We start from the raw sequence: 19,869 nt of genomic DNA, 5'->3' as shown, positions 1-19,869 counted from the left end.
AGTATGGTTCAAAATGGCAACAGAATTCTCGCACCCTCTACCATGATGATTACAACTCCAACCGCGATCGACTCCTTACATATTCGCTATCTCGAACAAATCAAGGCGATCGACTCCACAGAAAATGGTCAAGATGTTCGTCAGGGGTTACAACAAGACGCGAAAACCCTACCACCTCGCTATTTTTACGACGAAAAAGGCTCTCTTTTGTTTGAGGATATTTGCAATTTACCGGAATATTATCCTACTCGCACGGAAGCCGGAATTTTGCAAGAATATGCGCTAGACATTGCCTCTATAACGGGAAATTGCGAACTGGTTGAATTAGGAAGCGGTAGTTCTAGCAAAACCCGGTTTTTATTGAATGCTTATCAAACATTATATTCATCTTTAAATTATGTTCCTATTGATGTCAGTGGCGAAATTTTAACCGCCAGTGCCAAACAATTACTATCAGATTATTCTACCTTAAAAGTTCGCGGTTTGGTTGGCACTTACGAACAAGCATTAGCACAATTAACACCTTCTTCTCTGTCTGCACGAATCATCTTATTTTTGGGGAGTACATTAGGTAATTTTTGCCCCCAACAAAGCGATCGCTTTTTAGCTCAAATTATTAACACTCTACAACCGGGAGATTACTTTCTCCTAGGCATCGATTTACAAAAGCCCAAAACTATTCTTGAGGCAGCTTATAATGACAGCCAAGGAGTAACGGCAGCATTTAACCTTAATATGCTTGCCCATCTCAATTGGCGCTTTCGGGGAAATTTCGATCTTAACAACTTTGTCCATCGAGCAATTTATAATGAACAAGAAGCCCGAATTGAGATGTATTTAGATTGTTTGCGATCGCATCAAGTGCGTTTGGAATCTTTAGATTTGACGGTGGAATTTCGCCAAGGAGAAAGCATTCTGACGGAAATTTCGCGCAAATTTAACCTCGATACTTTAACGCAAAACTTACAGCAACGGGGCTTATCCCTATTGTCAACTCAGACGGATCCTCGAGAATGGTTTGGTGTTATATTATGCCGAAAATAAGGGGGGATATCAGGGAAGATAGCCAAGCCGATGTTATTTGCGATCGCTATACAACGCCATTGGTTCTTTGATAAAACGAATATAAAAATGTTTAAAGGTGGAACGAAGAATGCGAGGCAGTCCAAAGTCAATGGGTATTAGGACTTCTGGTAGTTTCCAGTCCTGGACTTGTAGGTTAGAAGGATGGAGTTTGGGGAAGTCAATTTGAGAGAATTCCGGACAGATGCCCAAGTTTTGCGCGGCTACCATTGTGGGGACTAAAGCGGGATCGACACGGAGGAGATCCAGTAGGGCGAGGTCGAGGGCAAAAACATCAGCAGATGCGCCGAGAATGCCCAAGAAGCGGGGATCGCCCCCACTCGGACCGTTTCCTTCATGGGCGATAATACCGTCGATAATGGTCAATTCTGGGGCGATCGCGCGGGCGGTTTCTACTAACATTTCCCCAAAGCGATCGGCATCTTTCCCAGCTTCTAAATGCCACCAGGCTTTCATTTTTCCTGGGACGCAACCAAAGAGATTTTTAACGCCGAGGGTCATAGTGAGTTGAATGTGAGATTTGATTTTTGGTAAATTAATCACGACATCGGCGTTGAGTGCTTCTTTGGATAAGCGCAGGTGATTAAAGCGATCGCTTTCGATAACATGGCGTTGTCCGCTAAATTCAACGATGGGTAATGCTAATTCTTCGGTAAAGGGAAGGTAGCCGTTGTTTTTGGCGACTCCTTTGGCACTCCCAAAGGCGGGACTATCCCCCAAAAAGGGGTTTCCTCCTGCTTCTCGCACCATTTGCGCGAGACAATAGACGATTTCTGGACGGGTGACGCATTCCCGCGTGGGGGGTTGACTTCCGGTGAGAAGATTGGGTTTGAGGAGAACGCGATCGCCTGGCTTAACAAATGCACCTATTCCTCCTAGGGGTTCGAGGAGTTCCAGGAGAGACTGGCGCAAAAGATGGCGATCGTAGGATTCGGCGCGGATTAAGCTGACGGAAGACATAAGCGGTTTTTATAATAGAATTTACGCATTGAGTTACCTTTCAGATTGTAAGTGCAATCCACGGTAAAATCTCCATAAACAAAATTTAGAATTCTCTGTGGTTGAAATATCCTCGCACAATTGGTTACAACAGTTACAGCGCGATCGCCTCATTGCGGTGATTCGTTCACCAGATTGGAAGTTAGGACAGCAAATGGCTAGGGCTGCGATCGCGGGGGGTATTCATTCCATTGAAATTGCTTGGAATAGCGATCGCCCTGCCTTTTTAATTAGTCAATTACGTCAGGAATTTCCCTCTTGTTTCATTGGTGTCGGGACAATTCTGGAAACACAACAACTTGCAGAAGCGATCGCCGCAGGGGTCCAATTTATCTTTTCTCCTCATAGCGATCGGCAATTAATTGACAAGGCAATTATCGCCCAAATTCCTATGGTACCAGGGGCATTAACTCCCACGGAAATTATTACGGCTTGGCAAGCTGGGGCGACTTGCGTGAAAGTGTTTCCCATTCAAACAGTGGGAGGGGCAAATTATCTTAAAGCTATTCAAGCGCCTTTAGATAGAATTCCTTTAATTCCTACGGGAGGGGTTACTTTAGAAAATGCAGGGGAATTGATTCAAGCTGGGGCGATCGCGGTAGGATTATCAAGTCAACTTTTCCCTGTATCTTTAATTCAAACTGAAGACTGGGAGGCGATCGCTAGAGGTGCGAAAAGATTAAAGGAAAAGATTACTTGTTTCCCGTCTGGATTAAATGCGAGGGAATTGTCCCATCAGAATTCTCTAAAAAGGGGGCTAGTTTAATAAATGGGGCATCGGGTTGAGAAAGGTAACTCACCGCTTGTAAAACCAGCGATGATGGGAAATTCTAAGTTACAGATACGTCTGGCGATACTGTTCTAACATCATTTTCATTGCTTCTTCTGTCGTCCAATGCTTAATAGCAGGAGGGTATGGAATCTCGCCATAGCTTTGCTGACCTTGGAACGTGGCAACGACTTCAGCAATCGTTTGGCAGCATTGTTGGGGATAGTGTACCACTTGTTCCTCGGCAAATCTTAAGACAATCCAACCGCGTTCTAAAAAGATGCCGTTGCGCTCGTCATCCGAGCCAATGCAGTGAGTGAGTGTAGTTTTATTATAAACGTAAGGTTCGTCAATTTCGATATCGATATACAGTCCCAAAGTCTTGTCAATGTAAGCAAAATCAGCCGTGTAGGGATGCTTTCGGTCGTACTTTGGATTGCGAATTGTGCATCCGGTGTGGATGCGATCGCCAAAATGCTGTCTCAGGGATTCTTTGAATGCTGCTTCGCTATATCCAGAACGGTAGTTAGAACCACGACCGGGGCTTTGAGTATATTTGAGTTCTGCCCAAACAAGTTGCAATAACGATTTGTTCTGCTTTTGCCATTGCGCGATCGCCGCGTCGTATTGTTGTTGTTGGCTGGCGGCATCCCGCGTGGCCTTATCATATTTACGTTGTGCGCTTTGGTGTTTTTCAAGTTGGCGTTGATAGTGTCGTTGGCGTTTGGGATATTGTTGAGCGTGGCTGATGAGGTAAACCACCAACAGACTCAGGGATATGAAAATCAGAGGAATCCCAATACTGGTGAGATTCAAGAATGAGGCGACTGCGCCAATGGTTACGGCTGCGATCGCGTTGATGATGGGAGTTTTGATAGATTCTGGGTCTAATCGTCGCGGGGGAGGTTCTTCAAACCGAGGGCAAGACGGGAGAGAATGATTGGGAGCAGAAGGCCGGGGAGTAACTTGTTGGAGGTGCTGAGTCATTCCTTTGGGAACCAGCAAGATGGGGTAAGTTGCATCGATCATGGACAGTTGGGAGAAGATGTGACCGCTAAACTGTTGATAAGTATTCCACTTTTCCCGCAGAAATTGTAAAAAAACTTTTACCTTCGGCGATCGCTTAGGAATCTTTGGACGTTATGGCCATAGTTCCTACGGTACGATTATCACGGGGACGATCCGAACAGTTTTTTCGTTCTAATCCTCATATTTGTTCAATCTTTTCAAGGAGAAAATAATGGCTCAAACCATCAAAATTTTAGCTTTTGCAGGCAGCGCTCGCCTTGAATCTTTCAATAAAAAGTTAGTTAAATTTGCGGCGGAAGGGGCAAAATCTGCGGGAGTCGAAGTCACTAATTTAGATTTTCTCGACTACCCGATGCCCCTCTTTAACGAAGATTTGGAGGCCAAAGCAGGATTGCCCGAGTCAGTTTTGCAGTTTAAGGCTCTGCTGAAAAGCCATCAAGGTTTCCTCATTGCCTGCCCAGAATACAATGGCTCTATTACGCCCTTGCTCAAAAATGCGATCGATTGGGCTTCCCGTCCCGAACCCGATGAATCCCCCATGTCCCTCCATTGCTTCAAAGGGAAAACCGCCGCCCTACTCGCAACCTCTCCAGGTGGGTTGGGGGGAATGCGGGGTTTGGTTCACGTCCGTAGCATTCTCGAAGGTATTGGCGTAACGGTCATTCCCGACCAGAAGGCAATTCCAGGGGCGTATCAAGCCTTTGATGAAGCTGGACAACTGAAGGATGAAAAACTGGCGATGGCGGTGCGAGATATTGCCAAAAAACTGGCCGAAGTAACCACCAAACTCAACGGTTGACATCTCACCGCTTTAAAAAGATGGGGATTCTGTGGTTGACCCACCGAAAGCGGTTTAAAATCACGCTTTTACCAGAATCCTTTTCTTCCTTCCGGCATTACCGTTGACCAATTTGTTTTCGCTACAGCCAATTGTTGTTCCGTAATTTTCGCCCCCGTCAAATTTGCGCCGCAAAGATTGGCTTTATTCAAATTCGCCTGATTAAAATTAGCATGACTGAGATCGGCACCGCGCAGATCCGCTTCTTCAAGATCGGCACCGGAAAAATAAGCCCTCACCAAATTAGCATTGCGTAAATTCGCTTTGATCAAACTAGCCTTGCCAAAATCTGCCTTCACTAAATTTGTTTTTTGGAGATTGGTTCGTCGTAATTGCGACTCGTGAAAAATCCCCCCCGATAAATCTGCTTCCGACAAATCAAGTTGACTCAAATTCTGTTGGGCAAAATCGCGCCGTCCCTTCACATAACCATCGAGAACCGTTTTTTCATCTAATCTCACCACTTTGCGTTTTTTGGCCGGCCGCCCCGCCGTATTCATAATATCTCCCGAATCCGGCAATCTCGCCCCGCGACCAGATAACCCAGCACCTCCCATACCTGAACTATAAGAGTTATATCCTCCCATTCCTGCATCTCCTCGCTTGTTGCGATCGCGTCTTCGGCGCAATTGTTCTGCTAATTTTTGCGATGCTGAAACGGGCTTAGAACGACCGGAGGTACTATCCCCTGAATTCGCATTTCTGCCCGAATTAGAGAGATTAGTACTCCCTTGATTTGACTGATTTGGTGTAATTAATCCTTGTTGTAATTGATCTTCATAAGCCTCTAACTCCATCGCCCGCAAAACTTCATCAGCAGTTTTATAACGATGGCGGACGGAAACTTCCAACATTTTTTGTAAAACCTTGGCAAATTTGTCAGAAATATCCATCTCCTTGCGCCATTCCATCTCCCCCGTTTTTTGGTTGTAATCTAACTCTTTGGGCGATTTTCCGGTTAATAAATAAATACAAGTTACACCTAACGCATAAACATCACTGGAATACACCGGACGCAGTGCCATTTGTTCGGGAGGGGCAAACCCAGGGGTTCCGATCGCAAAAGAAGTCAAGGCCGTTTGATCGGACGTATTCGCCGCCGCTTGGGGATTAACTTTATTTTTAACCGCGCCAAAATCAATTAAAACTATCTTTTTATCTTGCTCTCGTCGAATTAAATTAGCCGGTTTGATATCGCGATGAATCACTTCTTGGGAGTGAATATACTGAATCATCGGCAGAATTTCGCTCAAAAATTGCCGCGCCCCGGCTTCGCTAAGAGGTCCATTTTTCTTGATTTCCTGTTGGAGATTATTCCCCTTAACATATTCCTGTACGAGATAAAAATACTTGTTGTATTCAAAATAATCTAATAGCCGAGGAACTTGAGGATGATTGCCAATTTTCCCCAAAGTTTCAGCTTCTCGTTCAAACAATTCTTTCGCCATCTGAAAAATTTGCGGATCGTCCGTCGAGGGGCGTAATTGCTTGATTACACAAGGGGGATTGCCAGGTAATGACATATCAATGGAGAGAAATGTCATCCCAAATCCGCCTTGACCGAGAGATTTGATGCCCTTGTAGCGATCGCGCATTAATATTTTCGCGCCGCAACTTTGGCAGACCTCGGTTTTATCGGGGTTTTTGGGAGAAGAACAGGAAGGATTGAGACAATAACTCATTCAGCGTCATCGATGTAACGTTGGTTGGAAAAAAGAACTGCAAGGGAATCAGAAACAAGAACTTTAGAGATAATACTCTCTAAATCGGGGGTCTAGCCCCTCGTGCAAACAGCCGATTAAGATGCTCATAATTTTGTGTTTGAAGAATAGAGCGTTCCTCCTCTTACCTAGGATATCTTAATTTCCCTCGATATTTCTATTGGCAATGGAGGTTTAACTCTATCGTTCCCCGTTCAATTCAAGATGTGTTACAAATAGTATAATTTTTTGATTAAACTTTATTGAGAGAAAAGAAATCCTAGGACTATCAAGAGAAGCGAGAGGCAAGGGTTTATGCTATGCTATGATCTCGATTTGGTCGGGATGCGTTCAAGGTTTAAGGAAAAACGACGATTCAATGCAAATTTCTGTTAAATGGCTGCGAGAATTAGTGGATATTGAACTGCCTGTGGAAAAACTGGCAGAAATATTGACGATCGCGGGGTTTGAGGTTGAAGATATTGAGGATCGCCGTCAGTGGGCGGATGGCGTGGTGGTGGGAAGGGTGCTGGACTGTCAGCGCCATCCCAATGCGGATAAATTAAGCGTCTGCGAGGTGGATATTGGGGGGGATGCGGCCTCGACGATTGTTTGTGGTGCGAGTAATGTTAAAGCGGGGATTTTTGTGGCGGTTGCCCCTCCAAAGACCTATTTGCCGATTATTGATTTGAAGTTAAAGGCGGCAAAGTTGCGCGGAATCAAGTCTTTTGGTATGATCTGCTCTTTGAAGGAATTGGGATTAGAGAAAGAATCGGAGGGAATTCACATTTTTACGGAACCCGATTTAGAGGTGGGTAGGGATGTGCGTCCCCTGTTGGGTTTGGATGATGTCATTTTGGATTTAACTTCGACGGCCAATCGCGCTGATGCTTTAAGTATGGTTGGAGTGGCGCGGGAGGTAACGGCTTTGACTGGGGGGGCGTTACATTTGCCGGAAGTTTCGGAAATGAAGTTTGATGCAGGAACGGGTTTAACGATCGCCGTAGAAGAGTCTCGGGGTTGTCCTGTTTATATCGGGACGGCGATCGCCGGGATCAAAATTGCTCCTTCTCCTGATTGGTTACAATCTCGTTTAAAAGCGGCGGGAGTCCGCCCGATTAATAATGTGGTGGATGTGACGAATTTAATTTTATTGGAGTGGGGACAACCTTTACACGCTTTCGATCGCGATCGCCTGGAAGCTGTTGCAGGAGGAAAAGATTTAACAATTAGTGTTCGTTTGGCTAAAGAAAAGGAGGCGATCGCCACGTTGGACGGACAAAAACGCCCATTACGTCCGGAAAACTTCCTGATTACTGCCAATGATATTCCGGTGGCTTTAGCTGGGGTAATGGGAGGAGAAGAAACAGAGGTACATGAGGGGACAACTAATATTTTATTAGAGGCGGCTTTATTCGATCCCGTGTTTATTCGCCGTTCCGCCCGATGTCAGGGTTTGCGGACAGAAGCCTCGGCGCGTTACGAACGGGGAGTTAATCAAGCAGAACTGGATATTGCTTGTCAGCGCGCGATCGCCCTGATTTTGGAGTTAGCAGGAGGAAAAGTCACCCAGCAGGGACGAGATGACAACCGCAGCGATCGCGCTTCCTGGTCCCGGCGAATTGAATTACGTTTGAGTCGCATTGGGGCTATTCTCGGTCAGGTAAAAACAGAAGCAGGAGGGGCGATCGATATTGCCTCCGATGATGTAGAACGCATTCTTACCGCCCTTGGCTGCGTTTTGGAGAAGGGAGAGACGACTGCTGCAACTCCTGTTTGGATGGTGACGGTTCCCCCCTATCGCTATCGAGATTTGGAACGGGAAATTGATTTAATTGAAGAGGTGGCGCGGCTGTACGGTTACGATCGCTTCTGCGAAACCCTCCCCAGTCAAACGGCACCGGGGGGCATTCCTGCCAAAAATCAAGCCAGAAATTTAGTCAGAGAAACCTTGCGCGGTATTGGTTTAACCGAACTGGTACATTATTCCCTCGTGAAACCGGAACTCTCGGAAGTGCCGATTGCGAATCCTTTGTTGAGTGAATATTCTGCCCTGCGAAAAGAGTTACTCGATGAGTTCGTTAATGCTTACGAATATAACTTTACCCGAGGCAATGGGGCGTTAAATGCGTTTGAGTTGGGGCGCATCTTCTCTCGGGATGAAGAGGGACGATCTCTGGAAACCGAGGCGATCGCGGGGATTTTAAGCGGCGATCGCTTCCCCCAAGGACGATGGACGACGGGAGGAAAGGGTTCTCCCCTAACCTGGTATGAAGCCAAGGGGCTGTTAGAAGCGGCTTTTGCCCGTTTGGGGGTAAAAGTTGACTATGAAGCCAGTTCAGAGGATAATCGCCTGCATCCAGGGCGTACAGCTTCTTTATGGCTTGCTGGGAAGCGTTTGGGCATTTTCGGGCAGTTACATCCTCAATTGCGGCGCGATCGCGATCTTCCCGATGAAATTTATCTGTTCCAATTGGATGCAGTAATTTTACTTGAGGCGATCGACATTGAGACCCAGGTTAAGTTTACAGCCTTCTCCCCTTATCCTTCCGTAGAACTCGATTTAGCCTTTTTTGCCCCGATCGATCTTCCCGTGGCTGAGTTGGAGAAAACCATGCAGGAAACAGGGAAAGATTTGTTAGTGAAAGTAGAATTGTTCGATCGCTATCTCGGCAAAAATGTCCCAGAAGGACAGCACAGTTTAGCCTTCAGTTTAGCTTATCGTGCCGGCGATCGCACCTTAACCGACGCTGAAATCGAACCGATTCATCGAAAAGTCCGGGAGGCGCTAACGGAGAAATTTGAGGTAACATTACGCTCCTAGTGGATTCACCTCACCTATTTATCGTGATTTAAACCCAGCACCCGCAATTCAATAATCCCCTTTATTATTGAGAAACTCGAAAAAGGGGATTAATCATTTAAGTTATGGTGTGTTTTGAGAGTCTCCCTCTGAGGGAAAAGGTGTTGTAGAATCAAACTTCTCATCTAAGGGCGAAAACTCCTCAAAACTAGGCTTATCTATTGGATTCGCGTCTGTGGGATAATCTGGCTCTAAAGTAGCATTAGTGGATGGCGTGTATAATTCCCGAGGAAAATCTTCCGCATCAATACAAGTGTTCAGAGCGCGAGAGGGAGTGAGGGGAATTTGTTGACTCAACCCAACAACACAAGCCGATAAGCGCGTAGGTAGCAGACTGCGACGGCAATGATCTAAAGTTGATAAAGCAAGGGGTTCGAGTTCCGTCGCTGCAACCGTAATATTTCCCGCCAATTCGGTGCGCGTCACCAAAACGTTATCATTAATCGTCACCACACATTCAGCCAATTCTAGGGGTCGTCTGACGCGAAAACAAGCAAATAGGGCATAGAGTTCATTAATAACCGTTCCTGTGTCAATTGAACTGACACATTGCGAGACATCGGTGGGTTCTAGGGCTTCGGAACAGGCGATCGCGGCTTGGTCTTCCCGCACTCCCACCCCTAATAGTTGCGTCGCACATTCTGCAAACTCTTCCGTAAATTGACCTTGACGATAGCGACGACTGAAAACATCGAGATCGCTGAAAATATTAGCCTGACTGGGGGTTGCTACCAGTAAAGCGGTTACGGGTAAAAGGGCGCTCATGCCCAGAGAAATTGTACGAGAGAAGGACTTTTTCATGGGAAAAGGGAAAATAGGGAACACTTCGGCTTCGCTCAGTTTAAGACGAGAAATGGGGAATGAGCAATTACCCAGTCCCCATTCGCGATCGCCAATTTTTAGTATTCGGGTACAGAAGGATCGACTTCTTGACTCCAGGCGTGAATACCACCTTTAACATTGGTTCCTTCAATACCCGCTTCCTTGAGGATGCTTAAGGCTTTCGCCGATCGCCCCCCCATTTTGCAATGAGCAATGAGACGATGACCATTGAGCAAATTTTTCACTTTTTCAACCCCTGGACCTTGTTCGATATCCGGGAGAGGAATGAGAACAGCCCCTGGAATTTTGGCAATTTCGTATTCGTTGGGGTTGCGAACATCAATTAACAAGAAATCATCCGCACTACTATCGAGGAGTTGTTTTAACTCCTGTACATTCATTTCTGACATTGTTTTTTGTTCCTCTGCTGCTGCTGCTTGGGCTTGGGGAATACCGCAAAATTGTTCGTAGTCGATAAGTTTTTCGATAATTGGGCGAACGGGGTTGGGACGAAGTTTGAGTTCTCGGAACTTCATTTCCAGGGCATTAAACAACAACAAGCGCCCGCTTAAAGTTGTGTTTTTCCCTAAAATAATTTTAATGGTTTCCGTGGCTTGAATCGTTCCGACAATACCGGGAAGAACCCCAAGTACACCGCCTTCCGCGCAGGAGGGAACCATTCCAGGTGGAGGAGGTTCCGGGTATAAGTCGCGGTAGTTGGGTCCGCCTTCATAATTAAAAACCGTCGCTTGTCCTTCAAAGCGAAAAATTGAGCCGTAAACGTTCGGCTTATTCAGAAGAACGCAAGCATCGTTTGTGAGATAGCGCGTGGGAAAATTATCCGTTCCATCGACAACAATATCGTAAGGCTTGATAATGTCGAGGGCATTTTCGGCACTTAAACGGGTTTCGTACAAGTCTACTTGACAGTTCGGATTGATTTCATGGATGCGGTTTTTTGCCGATTCAATTTTCGGTTTCCCTACCCATGAGATGCCGTGAATAATTTGGCGTTGGAGGTTGGAACTATCAACGATATCAAAATCGACAATACCGATGCGCCCAATACCCGCCGCCGCAAGATAGAGTAAGAGAGGGGAACCAAGACCGCCGGTACCGATGCAAAGAACGCTTGCAGATTTTAGACGCTTCTGCCCGTCTAGCCCCACTTCTGGCAAGATAATATGGCGCGAATAACGTTCGTATTCTTCTTTATTGAGTTGGATTTCATCCAAGTTGGGATTTAACATTGACCATCGAGTTTAGGGTTCGTTAGGCGCGATCGCCTTCTGTTGGGGTAGGGTCACAAGGCGATCGCGGTTTTGGCTGGGGTAAGATTGTCTATTTTATCTTTATTGAACCCTATTTGTTCGAGTTCCCAATTATTCTTTGATATTCTCGATCGCCTCGGCCAAAATTGTAAAGAGGCGATCGATCTGTTCTTTGCTGATAATTAAAGGAGGCGAAAGGGCAATAATATCCCCTGTCACCCTCACCATTAAACCCTTTTCAAAACAGCGTTGCAGGCAAAATGTACCGCGATCGCCAACGCGATCGGGAATTGAAGCAAGTTCTATGGCCGCCACTAAACCAATATTGCGAATATCAATAATGTGAGGTAAACCTTTTAACTGGTGAACGCATTCTTGCCAATAGGGGGACAGTTCTCGGGCGCGATCGAAGAGTCCTTCTTCTTGGTAAACATCCAAGGTGGCTAAAGCAGCAGCACAAGCGAGGGGATGCCCAGAATAAGTATAACCGTGGGGGAATTCGATCGCCGATTCTGATGCGGCGGCAGTGAAAGCATCGTAAATTCCTTGACGGGTTAAAACGGCTCCCATTGGCACTGTAGCATTCGTGAGTCCTTTGGCAACAGTAATCAGATCGGGAAGTACATGAAAATATTCTGCCCCACAGGTTGCCCCTAAGCGCCCGAAAGCGGTAATCACTTCGTCAAAAATGAGGAGGATGCCGTATTGGGTGCAAATGTCCCGCAATCGTTTTAAATAGCCGACAGGAGGGACAAGGACTCCTGTAGAACCAGCGACAGGTTCGACGATAACGGCGGCGATCGTGGAAGGATCGTGGAGTTTGACCAAGCGTTCTAATTCATCGGCTAAATGCGCCCCCCATTGAGGCTGTCCTTGGCTGAAAGCGTTCTCCGCTAGGTTATGGGTGTGGGAGAGGTGATCTGTACCGGGGAGGAGACTGCCGAAAAACTTGCGATTATTCCCCATTCCTCCCACGGAAATACCGCCGAAGCCGACCCCATGATAGCCTCGTTCTCGCCCGATCAGGCGGGTTCTAGATGCTTCTCCCCGCACGCGATGATAGGCGATCGCAATTTTTAAAGCCGACTCTACGGCCTCGGAACCGGAGTTCCCAAAAAAGACGCGATCGAATCCCTCGGGAAACAGCGCAATTAAGCGTTCTGCTAGTTCAAATGCACCGGGATGCCCCATGCGAAAAGGGGGTGCATAGTCCAATTCGGCAACCTGTTTCTGTACGGCTGCGACGATTTTGGGTCGGCAATGTCCCGCATTCACGCACCAGAGTCCGGCGGTACCGTCGAGGATTTGGCGACCGTCGGCACTGGTATAATACATATCTTGGGCAGACACCAGGATGCGAGGATTGGCTTTAAAAGCACGATTATTGGTGAAGGGCATCCAAAAGGCTTCAAGTTGTTGGGGTTGCACTGCTTTTTCTCCTAACGTTTGACTATTTTTATTAATAATCGTTTATTGTGCATCGATTTCCTGTCAAAACTCGAAAATCTTCCTCATCTAATTCTACTCGCGTACCACTCCGAATCAGTTCGACAAAATCTTCATTAGGAACCATAAAACAAAGGGTATAGAGTCTTCCTAAACCCGTATTATGGATTTCATGAATGCCAGTTGGAGGAACTAGCAAGCTATCTCCGGTTTGGATCGTAACAGTTTTTCCATCACAGATCGCCTTTCCTTCACCTTTAAGAATAAAAAACATTTCTACCGCAATATTATGACGATTGGGAGGTGTTTTTCCTCCAGGATCGAAGATTTCTACACAAAATGTTAAAGATGCTGCTGCTATTTCTGGATCGAAGATGATCGCCAAACGATTTGTATCATGAGGGCTAATGCGATAAGCGATATAATCTTGAGGAGATTTAATCGTGGGAATCATGCAGTACGTTGGAATACTACAGCGATCTGTAATGTTATCTAGAGATAAAGTCATGGTTAATGGTGGGTGATAGATTCAGTAAAACAATTGGGGTTAAAAAATTGGCTATTTTTCATAATTCATAATTCATAATTCCAGGCATACTTTTTTGCAGTATCTGAGAATCAGTCACAAATCCAAAACATTGCTTGATATTATAAAGCGTTGCTTGCAAACAATATTCAGGAGAAGTTGTTGCGCTACAATCTTGTAATAAAATACAATCGTAACTCAAAAAATTGGCATCTTGTAACGTTGCCATCACACATTGATCGATATTTACTCCAGCAAAGAAAAGCGTCGTTTTGCCTAAGTTTTTTAAAATACTATCGAGAGGAGTATCCCAAAACCCACTCATGCGATACTTATCAATGCAGATATCTTCTGGTTTTTGTGCTAACTCGTCTACTACCGCAGCAGCCCAACTTCCAGCCATTAAAACTGGGGCGTTATTCTTAGGGAGAGGATCTCCCAAGCCGACTCCTTTTCCTGTAGGGTTATAAACGTGATGAATTCCGGCACTAATATTAAGCAAATCGGGGCGATTACCCCAATTTACCCAGAGAATAGGCATATTGTGCGATCGCAATAAGGGTAATAAGTTTTGTAAGGGGGCGATGGGCGATCGCGCTGGACTCACATCGACTCCAATACTGGCTAACCAACCATCGGGGTGACAAAAATCATTCTGCATATCAATCACCAAAAGGGCTGCTTTAGCTAAATCTAAGCGTAGGAGTTTTGTTTCTGTGGGTAATGTGATAATGTTGGCTTCTAAGGGAGGGCGAGTAATATCGGCAATTTCTGCATTCACTTGCCAAGCATTGGGAGGAGTCCCTAAAATGTGTAAAGATTGATTCATAATTTGGCGATCGGCAATTTGACGGAATTTTCTGATTTTGATTCAGGTTACTATATGTCTACACTGTGGATAATCTTTACTATAATTGATAATTGAGATGAATTTTACCATTCAAAATGTTTTGATTTCTACAGATACGGGATATGTTCGCGTTGACGTGCAAATTGAAGGCGATGCGATCGCTAACATTGCAGCCGATCTCGAAGCCAAAGGCACTATTATTGATGGAACAAATAAGTTATTATTACCTGGTTTTGTCAATGCCCATACCCACTCTTCCGAAATGTGGCAGCGCGGGTTAATTTCCCCTTATCCTTTAGAATTATGGTTGACGCAACTCTATGATTTTCCGCCAGTAGAAATAGAGCAAATTTATCTCAGTGCTTTAGGTACTGCAACAGAAACTTTATTATCAGGAGGAACTTGCGTTGTCGATCATTTAGTCCTCATTCCAGGGCAAGAAATGGAGACGATCGCAGCAACTGTACGCGGTTATCAAGAGATTGGTATTCGGGCATTTATTGGTCCATTGATTTACGATCGCGATCTGGAAGAAGGTATTCCTGATGGGGGTAAAAACCGAGAAATTAAAGACGGTTGTTGGACAACAGAGTGGGTTTTGGAGTTGTTGCAAGCTGCTATTGAAAAATTCCATCATCCCGAAGCTGGTATTAGTATTATGGCAGCACCAACGGGAACACAATTATGTTCGGATGCTTTATTTAAAGGCTGTATTGAGTTAAGCGATCGCTATAATTTATGCCGCCATACTCATCTTCTCGAAACGAAGGCACAGCAGAAACTCGCCCAAGAAAAATATGGTTGTACGGCAGTAGAATATTTAGATAGTATTGGTTTTTTAAGCGATCGCACTTCTTTAGCGCATTGCATTTGGCTGAATGATAATGATATTTCTTGCTTGGCTAAAAACCAATCAACGGTAGTCCATAACCCGTTAAGTAATTTACGATTGGGGAGTGGAATTGCCCCGATTTTAAAATATCGTCAAGCGGGGGTTAATGTTGCTTTTGGTTGCGATGGAGCCGCCAGCAGTGATGGTCAAGATATGCTAGAAGCGATTAAAATTGGGACGATGCTGCACAATATTACCGATTTTGAGTATCGTCGCTGGATCGATCCGCAAGAAGCGGTAAAAATGGCTTCTTTAGGAGGAGCAACGGGAATTAATTTAGGCGATAAAATAGGATCGTTGGAAGTAGGTAAAAAAGCAGATTGCGTACTTTACGATCTAACTAATTTATCTTTACTACCCCGTACCGATCCCATTGGATTGTTAGTTTTTGGTCGTCCCAACCAAGTTGTTGATAGCGTTTGGGTGAATGGCGATCGCGTCGTTGCAGCAGGTAAACTTACCCATATTGACCTAGAGAAATTGCGCCAAGATCTGTTTAAATATAGCGATTGGACGCGCGATCGCAAATCTGTAACAACGGAGAAAGTAGAGGCACATTATCGCCGTATTATGGGATTAGAAAATGATTGAGGACTTTACACATTAGCGGGCTTTACACATTAGCGGGCTTTACACATTAGCGGGCAAGATGCCCGCACTACCATAATGATAGAGAATACAGTAGTGGGAGCGTCTCGCTCCCTAGCTGCGTAAGTCCTATAATTAATCTAACTGTTCTTCACCGATATCCATGAGGGCAAAAGGGGCATCTTCCGGCGATCGCAAATCATCAACTAATTGTTGTACTTCTAAGGGGCAGGGAGGGGTTAAACGCGAGACAGATAGCGTGACAATAAAATTCAACATTGCCCCCATTGCGCCGATCCCTTGGGAAGTAATACCAAAACACCAGGGAGACATCCCCAAAAACTGTTCGCCGATAACATAGGCAGCAGTAAAAGTGAAACTCACCAGCATTCCCGCGATCGCCCCTTCTTTGTTCGTCCTCTTGTCAAAAATTCCTAACAAAAGTACCGGAAAGAAACTCGCCGCAGCAAAACCGATGGACATAGTAACAACTTCTCCCACAAATCCAGGGGGATTAATACCAAAATATCCCGCAATGGCGATCGCCACGCAGACCATGATTCGCCCTAACATGACCCGTTTTTCTTCAGAAGCCTCGGGGTTGATGAGGCGATAATAAATATCGTGGGCAATAGAACTGGAAATAACTAATAATAACCCCGCCGCCGTGGAAAGAGAAGCCGCTAATCCTCCTGCTGCAACCAGGGCGATCGTCCAGGGGGCGAGTTTGGCGACTTCTGGGGTTGAGAGAAAGACGATATCGCGATCGATGCTTATTTCGTTGCTGTCCTTGTCTGGGGTTAATTCAATGCGCCCGTTCTGATTCTTGTCATCAAATCCTAATAAACCCGTATTTTCCCACTTTATAGCCCAGTCTAAAGCCTGAATTTCCGTGGGGGTTTTGTCGTGCAAACTGGTAATGAGATTGTAGCGAGAAAATTCTGCAACTGTGGGAACTGTGGTCAGGAGAAGGGCGATAAATAGCACCGCCCAACCCACCGAATATCTTGCCGCCCGAGGGCTAGGGACAGTATAGAAACGGACAATAACATGAGGGAGTCCCGCACATCCCAAGAAGAGAGAAATCGTAATAAACAAAATATCAAGTTCAGATTTATTAACGAAGGGTTGGGTATAGTTGTGAAACCCCAGATCGAGAGTAATCGCATTCAGTTTATCCGTAATATCTCCAAAAACAAAGGCGAATTGGGGGATGGGATTTCCCGTTAAGATCCAGGCGATCGCGCAAGCTGGAATCAAATAAGCTGTGAGTAAGACGACATATTGCGCCACTTGGGTCCAAGTAATGCCCTTCATGCCCCCCAAAATGGCAAAAAAACCAACGATCGCCATGCCGATAAGGACTCCTGCACTAATAGGAATTTGCAGGAAGCGGCTAAAGACAATCCCCACGCCGCGCATTTGTCCGGCAACGTAAGTCACACAAATGATAATGGATATCCCCACGGCAATAATGCGGGCAGCTTTGGAATAATAGCGAGTCGCAATAAAATCTGGGACGGTATATTGTCCGAATTTTCGCAGGTAAGGGGCAATCAGCAAAGCAAGGAGAACAAACCCGCCGATGCTGACGATATAGACAAAACCATCATAACCGAGGAAGGAAATCAACCCAGCACTAGAAATAAAAGTGGCAGCAGACATATAATCGGCGGCAGTTGCAGCGCCGTTGGCGATCGCGGAAACCCCTCTTTCAGCCACAAAAAAGCCTTCGCTATCTCGGACCCGCGATCGCCAGCCAATATAGGCATAAACCAGAAAGGAAAGGGTAACAAAAAGAAAAGTCCACGCTTCTACAGTCATTATCAATTATCAATCATTTATATGGAGTATATTCTGGAGAATGCAAATCTTCTACCCGTTGCTGAATTTCTCAGGGTGAGGGCGGAGTTAAACAAGATGCGATCGCGGCGATCGTCAATCCTATAATGTTTATGTTTCTACCGTCTTATTTTTTACGTTCACTAAAAATTGATTTCATTCCCTCATACGTGATACAATATGCCAATATTTTATTGAATCAATGAATGAACTAATTGTACATCAGGTCAATATTACTCATTATAGATTGGTCGAGCTATCGAAACTAGCTGACCAAGCAAAACCTTTTTATGATTGGGTTGAAAGAATAGCAAAAAAGCAAACAAGTTCTCACAAATCACTTCATGATATACTGATGAACTCAACAAAAAATACTCTTTCTAGTATAATCTTAAATTGTTATAGCGAAACTGATGAAAAAAGACCGCTTTTATTTGATGGAGTAGGAAGGGTATATCCACATCCAAAAGCGTGCTTTTATTTTTTTTCTTGGGTAATTAGAGATGCACCTCAGCAAAGACTTGCACCCTTAATTTCACGAATGCGTAAATTAGAGAAACTTGAAAAAGTCGTAGCTGAAACGGATACACTTGTAGAACTTATTTTTGAGTATAAAAATCATATTAAAAGTTTCGATTGGTTGACAGTAAGAGAAGTTATAATCGATCGCCTCGAAGGATCGCGAAGAAGTATTAAAGGACATCATGTAGAAGCAAATGTGAGAACTGCTATAGTTACAGCTTTTCAAAACTATTTTGCTATATATGGAAACTATGGAAAATATAAAAGGATTAAGATTGCTCCTAAACAAATCAAAATAGGTAATCATACTATTGATGTTTCTGTAGAACTCGACCCAAAAAATGGTAAAGCCAACGAAATCTTATTAATACCAATAAAAACAAGAGAAACTGAAGGTGGAGGTCATGCACATATATTTACAAGGGATTTAATTGCTGCAATTGACGAACTTCAAGAGGATGCGAACATCTATTATATAATGGCAGTAATTATTGCTCAAAATTGGTCAGCATCTGAATTGGGAAATATTAATAATCGAATAGACTTAATTTTTCATTTCAATATGAGTCCAAATAAATTTCAAGGATTTGATGAGAAGACACAGATAGATTTAAACAAGTATATTGAGGGAATTCTTAATCATGATTAAGCAGGTAAATTATAACAATATCATTAATCAAGTTCTTCTGGGAGATATCAGAAAAACTTATGACAAAATACCCGATAATTATTTTCAGTCAATTATTACTAGCCCTCCTTATTTTGGCCATAGAAAATACTCAGGAGAAGATTTAAGTCAAGATGAAATAGGGAGAGAAAAAGACCTAGATGAATATATCAAGAATCTTACTTTTTGTTTTGAAGTAATTAAATCTAAATTAAAAGATACGGGAGTTTTATGGCTAAATTTGGGAGATACTTATCGAAAAAAAGAATTATTAGGTGTTCCGTGGCGCGTTGCATTTGCTCTCAAGGATAAGGGGTGGATGCTTAGAAGTGATATTATCTGGAAAAAGCCCAATGCGATGCCATCTTCAGTTAAAAATAGACCAACAACCGATCATGAATATATATTCCTTTTCTCAAAAACATCTGATTACTATTATGACGCAGACTCTATTAGGGAACCTCATGTAACATTTAGTTCAGAATCAAAAATGAGAGGAGGAAGAAAACATCTGGGTAAAAAAAATGGTACGCCAGAACAAGGTAAAAATGAAGGAAATCAAAACTTACATAATGGTCGTTGGGATCAAGCCTTTCATCCCCAAGGGAGAAACAAAAGAACGGTTTGGGAGATACCTTTAGGAAAATTTAGAGATGCACATTTTGCCGTCTATCCTGAACAATTAGTTGAGACTTGTCTACTTGCCTCAACAAAAATGGATGATATTGTCTTTGACCCTTTTACAGGTTCGGGAACAACGGGTGTTGTTGCTATCAAAAATAATCGGAAATTTATTGGCTGTGAATTAGTTGAAACCTATCAAAAAATGGCTCAAAAGAGAATCGATAACACGAATTACCAGCCAACAATTTTTGCGATAAAACAGTAATATTGTTCTCTTTTTTCCTCGATCTCAGGACTGTAACAAAACTCAATATTTGCTTACAATGGAGCAAAGAAACTCGATAGTCCTTCATGCAAGCCCAATCCAGTACCCAAAACTCCTTTTGGTTATTTGGGGAAGCGATCGCTGGTGCGTTATGCGATCGAAAAGTTTCCACCGGAAGAGAGAAAAGCCTATTTGCAGCAAAAAGATCGGCGGAGTTGAGGCGATCGCGACAAAAATTAAGGTAGGATGGGAGATCGCGATCGAAAATAAATC

General features: G+C 44.3%; 17 protein-coding genes. 8 read left to right on the top strand and 9 right to left on the bottom strand.

Translation table 11 applies throughout. The annotated features are described in order from the left end of the window. The first annotated feature begins 42 nt into the window (after nt 1-42). Nucleotides 43-1,044 carry an L-histidine N(alpha)-methyltransferase gene (gene egtD / locus JUI58_RS16290; protein WP_204104853.1) on the top strand — a complete coding sequence of 334 codons (1,002 nt, stop codon included), beginning with the start codon at nt 43-45 and terminating at the stop codon, nt 1,042-1,044. Between the two features lie 33 nt (nt 1,045-1,077). On the opposite strand, the gene JUI58_RS16285 is transcribed toward egtD, so the two are convergent. Beyond that, nucleotides 1,078-2,043: a DUF362 domain-containing protein gene (locus JUI58_RS16285; RefSeq protein WP_204104852.1), complete on the bottom strand. Its 966-nt coding sequence runs from the start codon at nt 2,041-2,043 to the stop codon at nt 1,078-1,080. 97 nt (nt 2,044-2,140) lie between these two features. Between JUI58_RS16285 and JUI58_RS16280 the strand changes: the two genes are divergently transcribed. Beyond that, nucleotides 2,141-2,848, top strand: a complete 708-nt coding sequence (locus JUI58_RS16280; RefSeq protein ID WP_348539906.1) for a bifunctional 4-hydroxy-2-oxoglutarate aldolase/2-dehydro-3-deoxy-phosphogluconate aldolase — start codon at nt 2,141-2,143, stop codon at nt 2,846-2,848. Between the two features lie 69 nt (nt 2,849-2,917). On the opposite strand, the gene JUI58_RS16275 is transcribed toward JUI58_RS16280, so the two are convergent. Beyond that, entirely contained in the window at nt 2,918-3,880 is a 963-nt protein-coding gene (locus JUI58_RS16275) for a hypothetical protein (RefSeq protein ID WP_204104851.1), read from the bottom strand. A 211-nt stretch (nt 3,881-4,091) separates the two neighbouring features. Here JUI58_RS16275 and JUI58_RS16270 point away from each other — a divergent pair, with 211 nt between their 5' ends. Next, a complete protein-coding gene (locus tag JUI58_RS16270; protein WP_204104850.1) occupies nt 4,092-4,679 on the top strand; it encodes an NAD(P)H-dependent oxidoreductase in 588 nt (195 codons plus the stop codon). Nucleotides 4,680-4,747: 68 nt separating this feature from the next. Here the strand turns inward: JUI58_RS16270 and JUI58_RS16265 are convergent, their stop codons facing one another. Continuing rightward, nucleotides 4,748-6,400, bottom strand: coding sequence for a serine/threonine-protein kinase (locus JUI58_RS16265; RefSeq protein WP_204104849.1), 1,653 nt, complete (start codon nt 6,398-6,400; stop codon nt 4,748-4,750). A gap of 397 nt (nt 6,401-6,797) precedes the next feature. On the opposite strand from JUI58_RS16265, the gene pheT reads away from it, so the two are divergent. Then, nucleotides 6,798-9,242 (top strand): phenylalanine--tRNA ligase subunit beta, encoded by a 2,445-nt coding sequence (pheT, locus tag JUI58_RS16260; protein ID WP_204104848.1) that lies wholly within the window; start codon nt 6,798-6,800, stop codon nt 9,240-9,242. 102 nt (nt 9,243-9,344) lie between these two features. Here pheT and JUI58_RS16255 read toward each other — a convergent pair whose 3' ends face one another. The 5 genes from JUI58_RS16255 to JUI58_RS16235 form a co-directional block, all read right to left on the bottom strand. After that, the gene (locus JUI58_RS16255; protein ID WP_204104847.1) at nt 9,345-10,082 is read right to left on the bottom strand and encodes a hypothetical protein; all 738 of its coding nucleotides are present in this window, start codon (nt 10,080-10,082) and stop codon (nt 9,345-9,347) included. 98 nt (nt 10,083-10,180) lie between these two features. Then, nucleotides 10,181-11,353 (bottom strand): molybdopterin-synthase adenylyltransferase MoeB, encoded by a 1,173-nt coding sequence (moeB, locus tag JUI58_RS16250; protein ID WP_204104846.1) that lies wholly within the window; start codon nt 11,351-11,353, stop codon nt 10,181-10,183. 132 nt (nt 11,354-11,485) lie between these two features. Beyond that, on the bottom strand, nt 11,486-12,772 hold the full coding sequence (locus JUI58_RS16245; protein WP_204104861.1) for an aspartate aminotransferase family protein: 1,287 nt from the start codon (nt 12,770-12,772) through the stop codon (nt 11,486-11,488). 61 nt (nt 12,773-12,833) lie between these two features. Next, nucleotides 12,834-13,274 carry a cupin domain-containing protein gene (locus JUI58_RS16240; RefSeq protein ID WP_204104860.1) on the bottom strand — a complete coding sequence of 147 codons (441 nt, stop codon included), beginning with the start codon at nt 13,272-13,274 and terminating at the stop codon, nt 12,834-12,836. Nucleotides 13,275-13,386: 112 nt separating this feature from the next. Further along, nucleotides 13,387-14,175, bottom strand: a complete 789-nt coding sequence (locus JUI58_RS16235; protein ID WP_204104845.1) for a cysteine hydrolase family protein — start codon at nt 14,173-14,175, stop codon at nt 13,387-13,389. A gap of 97 nt (nt 14,176-14,272) precedes the next feature. Here JUI58_RS16235 and JUI58_RS16230 point away from each other — a divergent pair, with 97 nt between their 5' ends. Beyond that, entirely contained in the window at nt 14,273-15,679 is a 1,407-nt protein-coding gene (locus JUI58_RS16230; RefSeq protein ID WP_204104844.1) for an amidohydrolase, read from the top strand. A 132-nt stretch (nt 15,680-15,811) separates the two neighbouring features. Here the strand turns inward: JUI58_RS16230 and JUI58_RS16225 are convergent, their stop codons facing one another. Beyond that, on the bottom strand, nt 15,812-17,500 hold the full coding sequence (locus JUI58_RS16225; RefSeq protein WP_204104843.1) for a sodium:solute symporter family protein: 1,689 nt from the start codon (nt 17,498-17,500) through the stop codon (nt 15,812-15,814). Nucleotides 17,501-17,720: 220 nt separating this feature from the next. On the opposite strand from JUI58_RS16225, the gene JUI58_RS16220 reads away from it, so the two are divergent. From JUI58_RS16220 to JUI58_RS16210, 3 genes are all read left to right on the top strand, one after another. Then, entirely contained in the window at nt 17,721-18,689 is a 969-nt protein-coding gene (locus JUI58_RS16220; RefSeq protein WP_204104842.1) for a hypothetical protein, read from the top strand. Further along, nucleotides 18,682-19,596 (top strand): site-specific DNA-methyltransferase, encoded by a 915-nt coding sequence (locus JUI58_RS16215; RefSeq protein ID WP_204104841.1) that lies wholly within the window; start codon nt 18,682-18,684, stop codon nt 19,594-19,596. Before JUI58_RS16220 ends, JUI58_RS16215 begins: the two co-directional genes overlap by 8 nt. An 86-nt stretch (nt 19,597-19,682) precedes the next feature. After that, nucleotides 19,683-19,841, top strand: coding sequence for a hypothetical protein (locus JUI58_RS16210; RefSeq protein ID WP_204104840.1), 159 nt, complete (start codon nt 19,683-19,685; stop codon nt 19,839-19,841). Nucleotides 19,842-19,869 lie beyond the last annotated feature (28 nt).

It is taken from the genome of Spirulina sp. CCY15215 (genome assembly GCF_016888125.1).
Taxonomy (GTDB): domain Bacteria; phylum Cyanobacteriota; class Cyanobacteriia; order Cyanobacteriales; family Spirulinaceae; genus CCY15215.
This window is presented reverse-complemented; position numbering and strand designations above follow the sequence as displayed.